We start from the raw sequence: 13,825 nt of genomic DNA, 5'->3' as shown, positions 1-13,825 counted from the left end.
TCAGCGAATCGAAGCGTGGCTGGATGCGGGCATGGGCTGCTGCGCCTTGCGCCATCCACGTCTTGCCGCCTTGATGCAGAATACCCTTTGGTATTTCGACGGCTCACGCTACCGGCTTCTGGCCTGGTGCGTGATGCCCAACCATGTGCATGTGCTGATCGAACAGCAGGCTCTCTTGTCCAAGATTGTGCAGTCGTGGAAATCCTACACCGGCCGGTGGGCGCTGGCGCATGCCGCCGAGCTGGGGATCAGCGTGCCCGGCAAGCGTTTTTGGATGCGAGACTATTGGGATCGATACATTCGCGACCAGCACCATCTGAATGCGGTGATCGCCTACATACACAAGAACCCCGTGAAGGCAGGGTTGTGTAAAAATCAGCACGAGTGGATGTGGTCCAGTGCGCGGTATAGACAGGAGATGGCGTGAAGGCATGGATCACTATAAATTGCGGCAACCTCCACCTTTTGCCTGCGTAGGTTCGGAGGGTGCGAACGTTTCCTCAAGCATTCCGCTCAGTGCTTCCACCGAGGGCAACTACCTTTCCAAAAGCCCCTGTTTTTCCGACTACCTCCGATAGTGGCCACCGTCTTTCGGTTCACCCTCGATTGCCGTGCGGTCCCACGGTCGTTTTCCTGCGCTTGCGCATAGGCTGCTCCTCTCACGTGTAGGCGAGAGGAGACCATGCGCTATTCGGAGGAACCGCACTGGCACCTCACTGGACCACTTGGGCCGACAACGACTGGACCATCTCGGGTGAAACTCAGTGGACCACCTCGGCCGAAAATCCTTGGACCAGTTTGGCTGACAACTACTGGACCATTATCGGCCGGAAGATGACACTTGCTGTCCTGCTACGCAGATTCAGAGAGGGCTGCCGTACTGTTCCATGGCCAACGGCAGTAGCCCCAATTTTTCGAGGCGATCCACAGGAGAGCGCAGGATGACCTGCACGATCCCGGGATGTCGACCGATCTGAATAGCTCCGGCTATGGTGGCCCGATTCTTGACCTCGGGCACGCTCATCTCCAGGAGTCTTGCAGCGCGCTCCAACCCGTTCTCAGTTGCTTCATTGAGATTGGGGCCGGATCCGATCACCGAGATGGGCAGAGACTCTTCCAACGTGGCCAAGCCGTAGTGACGAGCGAGCTTTTCCGCTCGCGCTTTTTCTTCCAAAGAAAGCGGGCGGGCCAGGAACGGAAGATCTTCCAACACAGGAAAAAGAATGGGGCCGTCCAGCTCCAGACCTTTGAGCAGGTTAACTTGCAACGTAACGGTTCCGGAAACGTCGCAGGTATGCCCGGCAATCTCGCCATCACCCTGGAGGGCGTGCATGTCACCCAAGTACACCCCGCCCCCCGGTACCTTTACCGGACAGACGAGGATGGCTCCGGTGCGCACGGCGCTGATATCCAGATGTCCGTCGGTGCGCTTTTCAAGCTGTTCGGCGGTCAGGGCATATTCATGGGGAGCTCCGATCAAAAACGAACCGAAATCGCCGGCATTGTGGGAGTCGGGCATGGGCACCGCAGGAGCTGTGCCCAGTTGTCCAAGGAAAGGGCGCAGGCGGGTGATGAGGCCAACCAGATCGTGCGGAGCAAATGTTAGAATGGAGTTCTGGATGGATTTGTCCGGGAGTGCGGCATAGCGCTTGGCGTCCCGGGCGATTTGCTCCGCGGCGGCCTGGTCCAAAGTGATCCCCACCTGATAATCAGGGTCAAAAGCGATGGTATAGCCATGCGTGAAGTTAAACGGCGTGGCATCCGCTCCACACTCGATGCAGCGTACGGCTGTTTGGCCGATCCCCTCAATTTTTGTCTTTGGATTGGGGGTCCCACATCCCGGACAGCGGCGCGCGACGTAGGGATCCCCGTTGTAGCGCCCGTCCATGAAAACATCGTTTCCGGAAGCCGTCGCCAGTGAGGTGACGGTAATATCCCGGATGCGGATGGCGATGGCATCCCCTGTTTCCGCGCCCGCGACCGCCACTGGAACCGTGACTTCGTGACCGCCGCGCAGTTCCGGCGTGATCATCGGGCCCCAACAACCAGGTGCCGTATTGGCAACAATGTGCCCGCCATCGGCCACAGGCCCCAGCATCGGTTTCCCGGGATCGAGGATGCCGTTGGTGAATTCGTTGACGAATACCGTCTGATTCCCCCCTGTTCGTTCGTATTTTTCCAAGGGCTGGTTCGCCATTTTTTCTCCTTTGTGTTTGGGAGGACCTTCCGATCACAACACGACTCCATCATCATAACCCTTGAAGGCCCGCCAGACCACATCACCCCGGGTCCTCGCTATTTTGTATGGTGGTCTTCAGAAACGGGACCATAAGATAAGCCGAGGGCGGCTGATTTGAAAAAGGGGGCAAAGTGGTGGGGTGTCTTCCGAGTAAAGGGACACATGATAGGTTTGCGGCCTAGAAAGGCGGTGGAGGTTTCATCTGCATTGGCACAGAGGGTAGAGGCATTTGGACGACTTTTATGTGTATAGCGGCTTCGGGGTGTTACTTGGGTGTGGGGGCATTGTTGAAACAGAGACTTCGGTGTTCTTACCGATACCTCCCCAAATAACCTGGTTATCAATGGATTCTCTAGGGCTATTAAGAAACCAAAAACCCCAGAAGATGCTTTGTCTTCCGGGGTTTATGTAACCACCTGCATTTGCTGGGAGTTTGGACTGGTGGAGGCGGCGGGAATCGAACCCGCGTCCGAAGGCATTCCACTTAAGGCTCTACATGCTTAGTCACGGATCTGGCTTTCGCTCCCTCGGGCTCCCCGTGACCGGATCCCTCGGTGGCTAGCCCACTCAATGTTCGCTTCCTTGGCTGTGGGCAAGGCCGCGGAAGCTATCCCGTGGAGTCGACGCTCCTTACGGCCCTACGGGCTCAGGCCGAAGGAACGGCAGCCGCGCTAAGCGGCTGCGGCATACGCATAGTCGTCTGCGTTTGTCTTTAACCCCAACCGGATAACGGGCGGTCAGGACCCCCGGCATGCTCCTTAAGCTTCACTACCTCCGTCGAACCCTTTTCGCCCCCCTTTTGGCAGGTTGTTGATTGATCTCTGTAAGCCCATTATTTTTAATCACCCCATCCGGTTTCGTCAACCGCTTTGTGGAACATTCCGAAGCCGGCGGTAGCGTTGGGCCCAATCCCTTGGCTCAACTGATATGGTACTTTTTCCGCAGCCGGTCCATTTCCCGGGCTTCCTCTTTTTCCTTGATCCTCTGGCGCTTGTCGTAGGCTTTCTTCCCGCGGGCCAGGGCCAGTTCCACCTTGGCCTTTCCCCTCTTGAAATAGATCTTCAGGGGCACCAGGGTGAGTCCCTTTTCCTGGGTCTTGCCCAAAAGGCGCCGGATTTCCCGCCGGTGCAGCAGGAGCTTGCGGGTCCGTTCCGGTTCGTGGTTGTTGTAGGATGCGTGGGGGTAGGGGCTGATGTGCACGTCGTAGAGCCAGACCTCGCCCCCCCTGATCTTGGCGTAGCTGTCCTTCAGGTTGGCCCGGCCCTCGCGCAGCGACTTCACTTCCGTTCCCTGAAGCACCAGGCCCGCTTCCACCGTTTCCACGATTTCGAAGTCGTGACGTGCCTTCTTGTTCTGGCAGACGATCTTGATGCCGTCCGGATTCCGGTTCTTTTTTTGTGCCATGCCAACGCCTCAAACGTATGGTTCGCTCGACCGGTATTTGGGCTGCAGCGCCTCCGGGTCGAAGAACTTGAACTCCTCGGGAAAGACCCGCAGCACCATGTCCTGGAGGGCCTCGCGAATCTCCGCCGCGGTTCGCATGGTGAGGGCTTCCGCAACAAAACGGCGGCAGTCGGAAAGCTGGGCCCGGCGGAGAAGGTTTTTCACGCGGGGGATCGCCTGGGGATTCATGCTGAGGCTGTCCAGTTCCAGCCCCAGCAGCATGGGAACATAGAGCGGCTCCCCGGCCATCTCACCGCATACCGTCACGGGAATGCCCGCCTTGTGCGCCGTGGAGACCACCTGTCTTATAAGTCGTAAAACCGCCGGGTGCAAAGGGTCAAAGAGATGGGCCACGTGCTCGTTCACCCGGTCGATGGCCAGCGTGTACTGGATCAGGTCGTTGGTGCCGATGCTGAAAAAATCCGCCTCTTCCGCCAGCATGTCGGCCACCGCCACGGCCGAAGGCACCTCGATCATCACCCCCACGGACATCTTGTCGTCGAAGTCGCGGCCTTCCCGGCGCAGCTCCGACTTCACTTCCTCCAGAATGGCCTTGCTTCGTTGCAGTTCCCCCACCCCGGAGATGAGGGGGAACATGAGCCGGATGTTGCGAGTGGCGGCGCTGGCCCTGAGGATCGCTCGCAACTGGACCTTGAAAAGATCCACGTGATGGAGGCACAGCCGAATGGCCCGAAGCCCCAGGGCCGGGTTCTGCTGCTCGATGCCGGGATGCCACCGACCCATCTTTTCCGCACCCAGGTCCAGGGTGCGCATGGTGACGGGAAGGGGCGCCATGAGTTCCGCCAGTTCCCGGTATTCGTTGTAGAGATCTTCTTCGGTGGGCGGCAGCCTCCGGTTCATGTAGGAAAATTCGGTTCGGTAAAGGCCGACGGCTTCCGCCCCGTGGTCCTTGGCGGCCACCACCTCCTCCAGCAACTCGATGTTGGCCTCCACGTTGATCTTGTGGCCGTCCAGGGTACAGGCGGGCAGGTGGGCCTTGCGGGAGATCTCCTTGAGGTAGGTTTCCAGGGCGTCCTGAAGCTCATAATAGTCGCCGATCTGCTCCTCGGTGGGGTTGACCACCACCGTGCCGCTGGATCCGTCCAGGATCAGTAGGTCGCCTGTCCGGATGGTGCGCGTCGCCTGCTCCGCCCCCACGATGGCCGGAATGCCAAGGGCTCCCGCCATGATGGAGGTGTGGGACGTGCGTCCGCCCATGTCGGTGATGAAGCCCAGGGTCTTTTCCAGCTGGATCTGGGCTGCGTCGGCCGGAGAGATGTCCTGGGCCACGATGATCACTCGCTCCCGGATCTCGTCGAAGGCGTTGGCCTTTCGGCCCGCCAGGCGATTCATGATCCGCTCGCCCACACTGCTCACGTCGGTGACCCGGTTGCGCACGTATTCGTCTTCCATGGACTGGAAGATCTCCGTGATCTTGTTGAGGGATCGCTTGAGCGCCCACAGGGCGTTCAGCCGTTCCCGGCGAATGAGATCCAGGGTCTGGTCGTAGAGCAAACGGTCTCGAAGGATCAGCTGGTGGGCTTCCAGGATGTGCACCTGTTCCTTCAGGTCCGGATGGATGGACTGTTTGATCGTTTCCAGATCCCGCTCCACTTCCGTCACGGCTTCCTCGAACCGGGCGCATTCCCGGGCCACCTGTTCATCGGTGCTCAAGGTGTAGAACGGAATGGGGATGTGCCTTGCATCCACCAGGAAGGCCTTGCCGATGGCAATGCCCGGCGAAACGCCGAAACCCTTCAGTGTGCGCGACCTGGGGTCCATGGATGTGCCTCGCAAAAGTCGCCTCCTGTGAGCGTCCAATAAAAAACCGAGCGGGCTCAGTGGAATCGGGGCGCCTGTGCCCCGGCAATAGCGCCGTCTCGGTGTCTGGATTGGGGTGCCCGGAAAGAGGCTCTACAGGAACAGGCCGGTGGCCTCTAGGATTCTCCGAACTTGTTCTGAAACAGCTCCGCCACCGCCTTCAGGGCGTCCTCCGCGTCCTCGCCACGGGTGAGCACCTTCACGGTGGCTCCTTTCGGGCATTGGAGGCTCAAAACGTCCAGGATGCTTTTGCCGTTGACGGTTGTCTCATCCTTGATGAGCCAGATATCGGAACGGAACCGGGATGCCGTCTTAACGATCTGGGCGGCCACCCGTGCGTGAAAACCCAGTTGGTTGGTAACGATGAATTCCTGCTCGATTTCCGCCACCTGATCCGCCAATGCCATCCAACCCATTGCCTTTCTTCCTTCCAAAAGTGGTCGCTAATTAACACAGGGGGTGTTGCAAGTCAACCTGGGGGGCACGGAGGCCTTGCCTATTGCATCGGCGGATCCGGGCAATTCCTTGAGCGCTTTTCGGCCCGTGTGATAAGGAGGAAAACAGCACCCCGAACCCCACTATGGGACAACGAAGGAGGATTCCATGACCGTCGTACCATACACGATGCGGAGCCTGGACGAAATCTTGGGGGTGGTGGTGGGGCTGCTTCTGGCCGTCACCATCCACGGGGAAGCCCGGGCCTTTTTCGGCCTATTGATCCAAAAGCCGTCCCCAGCCCAGGCCAAGATTCCCTTTCGGTTCAATCCCATAGCTTATCTGGATGTGCGCGCCTTGCCGGTCATGGTTCTGGCCGGCTGGGGCTGGACGCGACCGCCGCGCCTGTCCACCCAAGACCTGAAGGGGCACTGGAGTTACCCGCTGGTGGCCCACCTGGCGGGATCCCTGGGAAATCTGGTCCTGGCCGGGGTGGTGAGCACCCTCCACGACCTGCTCTTTTCTTCCGCCATGTTCAAGATCTGCATTGCGGTGAACCTGCAATTCGCCGTGGCCAATTTTCTGATCCCACTGCCGCCCCTGGCGGTGGGACGGGCTCTGGCGTTGCTGCTCCCGGGGGGAGATGTCACGGCCAAGGGAATCGACTGGGCGGGAGCGCTGGTGCTGACGGGGCTGGTGGTCTGGGAGGTTGCCGCCTGTCACAACGGGCTGGCCGCCTGGACAGGGCACCTGAGCGCGGGCATTTATGGGTTGCTCATGGGCGGTTCATGACGGAAAGGGCCAGGAGACGGGCGATTCGCTGAGCGGCGCCGGCGTTATTGCGCACCGCTTCCCGGCACGGATGACGGGCGGTCGGGGTGTCCGCACGGGCGAAGGATTCCAGTACGAAAGCGGCCACATCGGCGGCCTGGCGGACCACGCGGCCGCATCCCACCTGGAGCAGAAAGTCTTCCATTTCCCGAAAATTGAAAAGATGGGGGCCCCAGCAGCAGGGAACCCCGTGAACGGAGGCTTCCAGTGGGTTGTGACCGCCGGACGGGATGAGGCTTCCGCCGATGAAGGCGGCGTCCGCCTGGGCATAGCAGCGGGCCAGCTCGCCCAGGGTGTCCAGGATGAGGATGGGAGCGGACTGCACCGGGTCACGGTGGCTGCGCCGGGCGGCTCGCAAGCCCGACCGGGCGCACAAGGCCGAGATGTGGGTCGCCCGTTCGATATGGCGGGGCGCCAGGACCAGCAGAGCGTCCGGGTGTCGGGCCAGCACGGCGCGGTGGGCCTCCACCAGAAGGGGTTCTTCTCCCGGATGGGTGCTTCCGGCGATCCACACGGGTCGGCGCCTTCCGTTTGGCCGTGTGGCAAGGATCGTCTTCTGGGCCTCGTCTTGCATCCCTTCCGCCTGCAGCAGCGCATGGTCGAATTTCAGGTTGCCCGTGGCATGAAGCCGGCGCGCCGAGACGCCCAGGGAGCGGAACCTTTCCGCGTCCAGGGAAGACTGGACGAAGACTGCGGAAAAGGTTTCAAAAAGGGGCGAGACGATGGGAGCGATGCGGCGGAATCGGGCGTAGGAGGGGGGGGAAAGGCGGGCATTGACGAGTACCGCCGGTGTGCGGTTCTTTTGGAGCTCTCTTAGCAGGTTGGGCCACAGATCCGTTTCCACCAGGACGAACAGGCGGGGCTGAAGATTTCGGACCAGGCGCCGCATGGTCCAGAGGTGATCGTGGGGAAGGACGAAAAGCCCTTCCACCAGAGGTTCCACGCGGCTTCGGGCCATGAGCAGGCCCTTTTCGGTGGCCGTCGAAAAGACGAAGGGTATGGAAGGAAACTGGTGGCGGAGAGCCCGAAGGAGCGGAACCGCCGAAAGCGTCTCACCCACGGACAGGGCGTGGATCCAGATGGGGCGCCGGCGAGAGTCCTGCCGTTCGGGGAGGTCCAATCCCAGGCGCTGGCGGTAGGTTGTTGCATACTTTCCCGAAGTGGCGGCGGAAAGCCGATAGTAGGTCCACAAAGCGGGCCAGGCCGCCGTCATCACCGCATTGTAGGTAAGGTGGAAAAGGGTTTCCATGGGCTGGGCCGTCATCCGTGCGTGGTGGGTCTCGGCTCCTGGGGGATGCCTTCTTCGCAGGTCATGCGGCTGTGCTTTTGCGCCGATGGGCGAAGGAACGTCTCGCTCCGTCACCCGGCCATCCATTCAGCCGCGCTGGATCTGGATGTCGTAGAGTCGGCGGTATTCTCCCCTTTGGGCCAGTAGGGCCTGATGGGGGCCTTCCTCCACAATCCGGCCGTTGCTGATCACCAGGATGCGATCGGCGATCTGCACGGTGGACAGACGGTGGGCGATCACGAAGGTAGTGCGCCCGCGCATGAGGTTTTCCAGGGCCCGTTGCACCGCCTGTTCCGATTCGCTGTCCAGGGCCGAGGTGGCTTCATCCAGGATGAGGATGGGAGCGTCTTTGAGCAGAGCCCGAGCGATGCAAATCCGTTGCCTCTGTCCACCCGAAAGCATGACCCCCTGTTCGCCCACCACGGTATCGAAGCCGTTGGGAAGTTCCATGATGAAGTCATAGGCGTAGGCGGCCTTGGCGGCTTCGACAATGGCCTCTTCGTCCTTCCAGGGGGCCCCGTAGGCGATGTTGTTTCGCACCGTGTCGTTGAAGAGAAAACTCTGCTGGGTCACCATGGCGATCTGGTTGCGGAGGGATCGCAGGTTCAGGTCCCGCACATCGATCCCGTCCACTAGGATCGCTCCCCGGCTCACGTCGTAGAAGCGCGGGATGAGATTGACCAGGGTGGTCTTGCCGCCGCCGCTGCTTCCCACCAGGGCGACGATTTCGCCGGGACGCACCCGGAGGTTGATCTCTTTCAGGACGGGCTCGGTATCGTAGGCAAAAGACACGTCCCGGAATTCCACGGCGCCCTGGGCCCGTTCCAACACCGCGGCGCCCGGCTTTTCCACAATGTCGGTCTTTCGGTCCAGGATTTCGTAGACGCGGATCATGGAGGCGATGCCCATCTGCAGGGTGCTGTTCAGCTTATTGAGGCTTTTGACGGGCTTGTACAGCATGAGCAGAGCGCCCAGAAAGGAAAAGAAGGTGCCGGGCGTGGACGCGCCGGTGACCACCTGGTACCCGCCGTAGCCGATGATGGCGGAGATGCCGATGGCACCAATGAACTCCATGAGCGGGCTGGACAGCGCGTTGATGCGCAGCGTCTTCAGCTGATAGCGGAGGACGCCGCGATTTTGCTCGGCAAAGCGGCGCTTTTCGTGGTCCTCCATGGTGAAGGCCTTGACAACCCGAGCGCCCGAAAAGCTTTCGTGGAGGACCGTGTTGAGGCTTCCCACCGTTTGCTGGCGTTTCTTGGCCAGCTTTCGAAGCCGCCTTCCGAAGCGCACCAGGGGATAGAAGGCCAGGGGCAGAACGGCCACAGCGATGATGGCCAGCTTCCAGTTCTGGTAAAAGACCACGAAGATCAGCCCCACCACCGTGAGGGAGTCCTTGACCATGCCCGTGACCGCTCGGGTCACCGCCATCTGGATTTCCTTCACGTCGTTGGTGATGCGGCTCATGAGCACGCCCGTCTTGGCCTTGTCGAAGAAGCCCAGGGGCAGGTCGTGGATGTGGTTGAAGAGCTGCTGGCGAAGATCGGCCACGGCTCGAAGCCCCACGGACTGCAAAAAGTAGGTGCTGCCCCATTCGGAGATGGCTTTCAGCAGGGACACCAGCAGGAAGGCGGCCGGAAGGAGCTTGAGCATGGCCACCTCCTTGTTGATGAAGATCTCGTCCATGGCCGGCTTGATCAGGTAGGCCGTCACGGCGCTGGTGGCCGATGCCGCCAGCATGCAGCCTCCCGCCAGAGTCAGGCGGCGCAGGTGGGGGCGGATCAGTTGGATGAGACGCCGGAGGGCGATCTGTCCGGCAGGATCTAAGAAACGCATAGGCTCAAGGCAATCCGCGCCGCGCGGCGGGCGGCCCCGGGACCGCCCACGCGCCGCGCAATCTCCCGCAATCCCGATCGCTGCTCTTCCAGGGCGCGGGGTTGGGTCAGCAGTCGTTCCACCTCACCGGCGATCCGCTCAGGCGAGGCGTCTTCCTGAAGGAGTTCCGGGTATATCCGCCGTTCCGCCACCAGGTTCGGAAGCCCGATGAACGGCACCCGGATGAGAAAACGCCCGGCATGGTACTCAATGGGACTCACTTTGTAAACGATCACCAGGGGCGTTCCCAGAAGCGCCGCTTCCAGGGTGACGGTTCCGGAAACGGCCACCGCCAGATCGCAGGCGCGCAGTGCCCGGTGTGTGTCTCCGTGGACGATCCGGAGGGGAAGGTCGTCAAAGGAGCCAAGGCCAGGCAGGGAAGACGGGTCCAGTTCGGCCGCCGCGGCCAGTAGGAACTGGAGATCCCCGTGGCGGCGATAGAGCCTTCGGGCGGCATCCAAAAGCAGGGGCAGAAAGGTGCGCACCTCTCCACGGCGGCTTCCGGGAAGAAGACACACCGTGCGAGCGCTCCGGGACCCGGTATGGGTCTCGCCGTCCAATCCCAGGGCCTTTCGGCAGGCTGCCTTGTCCGGCACGTGGGCCAGCGTGTCCGCCAAAGGATGGCCCACGTAGTGGACCCGCATGCCGTGGCGGCGATAGAAGGCCTCTTCGAAGGGCAGGATCACCGCCATGGTGTCCACGAAGCGCTTGAGCGAGCGGATCCGACCGCGGCGCCAGGCCCAGACCTGCGGGCTGATGTAATAGAAGACCTTGAGGCCCAGTCGATGAGCCAGACGGCCCAGTAGGAAGTTGAAGTCGGGAAAGTCCACCAGAACCACCAGGTCGGGGCGTTTCGACACCAGATGGTTCCTGAGGGTCCTCCAAGCGCCATAGAGGGTGCGAGCCTTGGGCAAAACCTGGAGGACACCGATCAACGAAAGATCCCGGTTGTCCACCAGAATGCGGGCGCCTGCCTCCTCCAATCGGGGACCTCCCAGGCAGCTCACCTGCAGGTGGGGGTGTTCCCGGCGCATAGCGCGCACCAGGGAAGAGGCATGGAGGTCTCCCGACGCCTCCCCCGCGCTTACGAAAATCTTCATCGGTTTTCGTGGCCTGTGGTCCGAAACCCGCGACCGCTGATCCGTGGAACCTTTCACCTCTTACCCCTCACCCGGGATCGGGCGCTTCACCGCCGGAAGCGTCTCCCCAGCCATCTGGACGCGTTCGTTGATCTGGCGGGAGATCTCCAAGGCCACCTTGAGCGCCATCATGGCCTGGCGGCCGTCCACAACGGGCCGGGAGTGGGATCGGACCGCGCGGAGAAAGGCGGCGATCTCTTCTTCCAGGGCGTCGAAGTCCACCACGTCCAGTTCCTCGGTGCTAATCTCGGGATAACCGGTGTGATCGGGCGGGTCTTCCGTTCTGAAAGAAAAGGCCCGGCGGTTGGCGTAATCGCAGACCAGGTAGCGATTTTCCTGAAATATGCGAAGGCGCCGAAGGTTCTTGAGTGAGATGCGGCTGGCGGTGAGGTTGGCCACGGCGCCGTTTTGGAATTCGATCCGCACGTTGGCGATGTCGGGAAGCGACGTGAGAACCGGAACCCCGGAAGCGGAGACGGTGGCGATGGGCGCCTGGACCAGGTGCAGGGCGATGTCGATGTCGTGGATCATGAGATCGAGTATCACGTCCACCTCCAGGCCCCGTTCATTGAAAAGCGCCAGCCGGTGAGTTTCCAGAAAGAGCGGATGGCGCACGTGGGGCTCCACGGCACGAAAAGCCGGGTTGAACCGCTCCAGATGCCCCACTTGGAAGACCAGCCCTTTTTCGTCGGCCAGGCGCACCAGCTCCTGGGCCTCCTCCAGGGAGCGGGTCACGGGCTTTTCCACCAGCACATGCACGCCCGCCTGCAGGCAGTCTTTGGCGATGGCAAAGTGGGACGGTGTGGGGGTAGCGATGCTCACCGCATCCACCTGGCCCAGGATGTCACGGAAGTCCGCCGCCGCCCGGCACCCCAATCGCTCCGCCACGGACCGAGCCCGCTGGGATTCGATGTCCACGACGGCGACCAGCTGGGCCTCGGGAAGGCGCGCGTACTTTTCCGCATGAAACTTGCCCAGATAGCCCACGCCGACCACGCCCACTTTGAGGGCGTCGGGGCGCGGGGGCGGAAAGGTGAGGACGGGGGGCGAGACGGGGATCTGGGCGGAGGGGCGGACGGGAGGATCGGTCGGTTTCGATTCCTGCGTCATTTCCACCGTTGGCTCGGGACTGGCAAGGGCCACCACGGTGATGCCCGCCCTGTCGGCTTCCTCGATGACCCGCTCTCGATCGAAAAGCAGGGTCTTGCCCGCTTCGATCACCAACACGCGCGCCTTGGCCTCCTTCATGATTTCAATGGTCTGGAGTCCCACGGAGGGGACATCGAAGCGAAGGTCCTGGACGGGTTTGCTCACCTTGACCACCACCGCTCCTTGCCGGCACAGCTTGCCGCCCCGCAGGATGGTGGCATCGGTTCCGTCGATCCCTTCCACGGCCAGCACCGCCTGGTCTTTAACCACCAGGCACTGTCCGATATCCAGATGGCCCACGGCCTTGGCCATGTCCCAGCCGAAGGCCACGTCGCGCTTTTCCTTGGCGTTCAGACGCCGACGGGTGAGAACGCCTTCGGGAGCCAACAAGTTGGGCAGAAAGAGGGTGGAAGGTTCGACATGGATTCCTTCACTGGCCAATTCCTGGGCCAGGGCGCGCAACAGAAAGTCGTCCTTTTTGTTGTGAAGCCTTCCGAGCAGCTTGAAGGCGCGCCAGTCCGGCCGGATGCGGGCATAGAGATTGGTCTTGTTGATGGCGCCGGCCATGGCGACCCGAGTGACGCCGGCGTTCTTGAAGGCCTTGATGAGCTTGTTCAGCTGGCCCAGCTTGATGAGGTGGAAGCGGTCCACGTGGTCCCCCAACTGGGGGTCCGTTTCCCCCTCGAAGCCCACGGCCACCACGCCATAGCCGGCCTGGCGGGCCCCTTCAGCAAAAAGGAGCGGAAACTGCCCGCCCCCTGCGATCAACCCGATGCGTCGTGTCGTGTCCTGGTTCATGGATCGTGTCCGTCTGCTCAGCGGGTGAGTCCCCTTTGGGATCCCGCCACGAAATCCAGCAGGCACTTCACCTCGGCGATGTGGCCCAGCTCTTCCTGGATCTGCCGCACGGCCTCGGCCGTCGTGAGTCCGCTTCGGAACAGAACCTTATAGGCCTGCTTCAGGCCCTGGATGGTCTCCCGGGAAAACCCCTTGCGCCTCAGCCCCACCGTGTTGGGCCCGTAGAGCTTGGCCGGGTAGCCCGTGGCCAGCATGTAGGGTGGGATGTCCTTCTTGATGCCCGCCTTGGCACCGATGTAAGCGTGGGTGCCGATCCGGGCGAACTGGTGCACGGCGGCCAGGCCTCCCACCACGGCGTGGTCCTCGATGGTCACATGTCCGGCCAGCATGGCCGCGTTGGCCATGATGACGTGATGGTGCAGGATGCAGTCGTGGGCCACATGCACGTAGGCCATGATGAGATTGCCGTTCCCAATGCGGGTCACACCGCCCCCGCCTTCCGTGCCCCGATGGATGGTGGCGTATTCGCGGATGATGTTGTGGTCGCCGATTTCCACGCGGGTGGGCCCACCCTGGTACTTCAGGTCCTGGGGTGGGAAGCCGATGGCGGCGAAGGAGCTGATCTGGTTGTTGCGGCCGATCTTGGTCCAACCCTCGATGACGGTGTGCGAGCCCACCACGGTGCCCGAATCGATCTGCACATGGGGGCCGATCACAGCGTAGGGGCCGATGGTGACGTCCTCGGCCAACTCGGCTTGCGGATCCACGACTGCTGTGGGATGAATGGTCATCTAAGCGCGTTTCCTCTTT

At 61.7% G+C, this 13,825-nt stretch carries 11 protein-coding genes and 1 other RNA gene; 2 read left to right on the top strand and 10 right to left on the bottom strand.

What is annotated here, in order from left to right; genetic code table 11:
* A partial coding sequence (locus B9A12_RS15405; RefSeq protein WP_170920660.1) for an REP-associated tyrosine transposase occupies positions 1-427 on the top strand: 427 nt, incomplete at its 5' end.
* A gap of 435 nt (positions 428-862) precedes the next feature.
* On the opposite strand, the gene B9A12_RS15400 is transcribed toward B9A12_RS15405, so the two are convergent.
* The 5 genes from B9A12_RS15400 to B9A12_RS15380 all read right to left on the bottom strand — a co-directional run bounded on the left by B9A12_RS15400 (position 863) and on the right by B9A12_RS15380 (position 5,919).
* Entirely contained in the window at positions 863-2,197 is a 1,335-nt protein-coding gene (locus tag B9A12_RS15400; RefSeq protein WP_084058989.1) for an acetamidase/formamidase family protein, read from the bottom strand.
* Positions 2,198-2,678: 481 nt separating this feature from the next.
* Positions 2,679-3,035, bottom strand: a transfer-messenger RNA (tmRNA) gene (gene ssrA, locus B9A12_RS15395).
* A 122-nt stretch (positions 3,036-3,157) separates the two neighbouring features.
* On the bottom strand, positions 3,158-3,643 hold the full coding sequence (gene smpB, locus B9A12_RS15390; RefSeq protein ID WP_084058988.1) for an SsrA-binding protein SmpB: 486 nt from the start codon (positions 3,641-3,643) through the stop codon (positions 3,158-3,160).
* Between the two features lie 9 nt (positions 3,644-3,652).
* Positions 3,653-5,479, bottom strand: coding sequence for a phosphoenolpyruvate--protein phosphotransferase (gene ptsP / locus B9A12_RS15385; protein WP_170920659.1), 1,827 nt, complete (start codon positions 5,477-5,479; stop codon positions 3,653-3,655).
* Between the two features lie 140 nt (positions 5,480-5,619).
* Positions 5,620-5,919: an HPr family phosphocarrier protein gene (locus B9A12_RS15380; RefSeq protein ID WP_245802471.1), complete on the bottom strand. Its 300-nt coding sequence runs from the start codon at positions 5,917-5,919 to the stop codon at positions 5,620-5,622.
* Between the two features lie 187 nt (positions 5,920-6,106).
* Between B9A12_RS15380 and B9A12_RS15375 the strand changes: the two genes are divergently transcribed.
* On the top strand, positions 6,107-6,730 hold the full coding sequence (locus B9A12_RS15375; RefSeq protein ID WP_139796679.1) for a zinc metalloprotease: 624 nt from the start codon (positions 6,107-6,109) through the stop codon (positions 6,728-6,730).
* Here B9A12_RS15375 and B9A12_RS15370 read toward each other — a convergent pair.
* The 5 genes from B9A12_RS15370 to lpxA form a co-directional block, all read right to left on the bottom strand.
* Complete coding sequence (locus tag B9A12_RS15370) at positions 6,714-8,018, bottom strand: 3-deoxy-D-manno-octulosonic acid transferase (RefSeq protein ID WP_170920658.1); 1,305 nt, start codon at positions 8,016-8,018, stop codon at positions 6,714-6,716. The two genes, B9A12_RS15375 and B9A12_RS15370, sit on opposite strands and share 17 nt — an antisense overlap.
* A gap of 126 nt (positions 8,019-8,144) precedes the next feature.
* The gene (gene msbA / locus B9A12_RS15365) at positions 8,145-9,890 is read right to left on the bottom strand and encodes a lipid A export permease/ATP-binding protein MsbA (protein WP_084058984.1); all 1,746 of its coding nucleotides are present in this window, start codon (positions 9,888-9,890) and stop codon (positions 8,145-8,147) included.
* A complete protein-coding gene (gene lpxB / locus B9A12_RS15360) occupies positions 9,878-11,029 on the bottom strand; it encodes a lipid-A-disaccharide synthase (RefSeq protein WP_084058983.1) in 1,152 nt (383 codons plus the stop codon). The genes msbA and lpxB overlap by 13 nt, the downstream gene beginning before the upstream one ends.
* Before the next feature lie 60 nt (positions 11,030-11,089).
* Positions 11,090-13,015 (bottom strand): UDP-2,3-diacylglucosamine diphosphatase LpxI domain-containing protein, encoded by a 1,926-nt coding sequence (gene lpxI, locus B9A12_RS17410; RefSeq protein WP_212636972.1) that lies wholly within the window; start codon positions 13,013-13,015, stop codon positions 11,090-11,092.
* Positions 13,016-13,032: 17 nt separating this feature from the next.
* Entirely contained in the window at positions 13,033-13,806 is a 774-nt protein-coding gene (gene lpxA, locus B9A12_RS15345; protein ID WP_084058982.1) for an acyl-ACP--UDP-N-acetylglucosamine O-acyltransferase, read from the bottom strand.
* Positions 13,807-13,825 lie beyond the last annotated feature (19 nt).

Origin of the sequence: Desulfacinum hydrothermale DSM 13146, from assembly GCF_900176285.1 — a bacterium.
GTDB classification, from domain to species: Bacteria; Desulfobacterota; Syntrophobacteria; order Syntrophobacterales; family DSM-9756; genus Desulfacinum; species Desulfacinum hydrothermale.
The sequence above is the reverse complement of the archived record's forward strand: the minus strand, read 5'-3'. Positions and strand labels throughout refer to the sequence as shown.

What these genes read in the sequence shown, in the direction of transcription:
- B9A12_RS15400 (WP_084058989.1), bottom strand. Translation starts at nt 2,197, where the DNA reads ATGGCGAACCAGCCCTTGGAAAAATACGAACGAACAGGGGGGAATCAG.
- B9A12_RS15380 (WP_245802471.1), bottom strand. Translation starts at nt 5,919, where the DNA reads ATGGGTTGGATGGCATTGGCGGATCAGGTGGCGGAAATCGAGCAGGAA.
- lpxB (WP_084058983.1), bottom strand. Translation starts at nt 11,029, where the DNA reads ATGAAGATTTTCGTAAGCGCGGGGGAGGCGTCGGGAGACCTCCATGCC.
- lpxI (WP_212636972.1), bottom strand. Translation starts at nt 13,015, where the DNA reads ATGAACCAGGACACGACACGACGCATCGGGTTGATCGCAGGGGGCGGG.
- B9A12_RS15375 (WP_139796679.1), top strand. Translation starts at nt 6,107, where the DNA reads ATGACCGTCGTACCATACACGATGCGGAGCCTGGACGAAATCTTGGGG.
- msbA (WP_084058984.1), bottom strand. Translation starts at nt 9,890, where the DNA reads ATGCGTTTCTTAGATCCTGCCGGACAGATCGCCCTCCGGCGTCTCATC.
- smpB (WP_084058988.1), bottom strand. Translation starts at nt 3,643, where the DNA reads ATGGCACAAAAAAAGAACCGGAATCCGGACGGCATCAAGATCGTCTGC.
- B9A12_RS15370 (WP_170920658.1), bottom strand. Translation starts at nt 8,018, where the DNA reads ATGGAAACCCTTTTCCACCTTACCTACAATGCGGTGATGACGGCGGCC.
- lpxA (WP_084058982.1), bottom strand. Translation starts at nt 13,806, where the DNA reads ATGACCATTCATCCCACAGCAGTCGTGGATCCGCAAGCCGAGTTGGCC.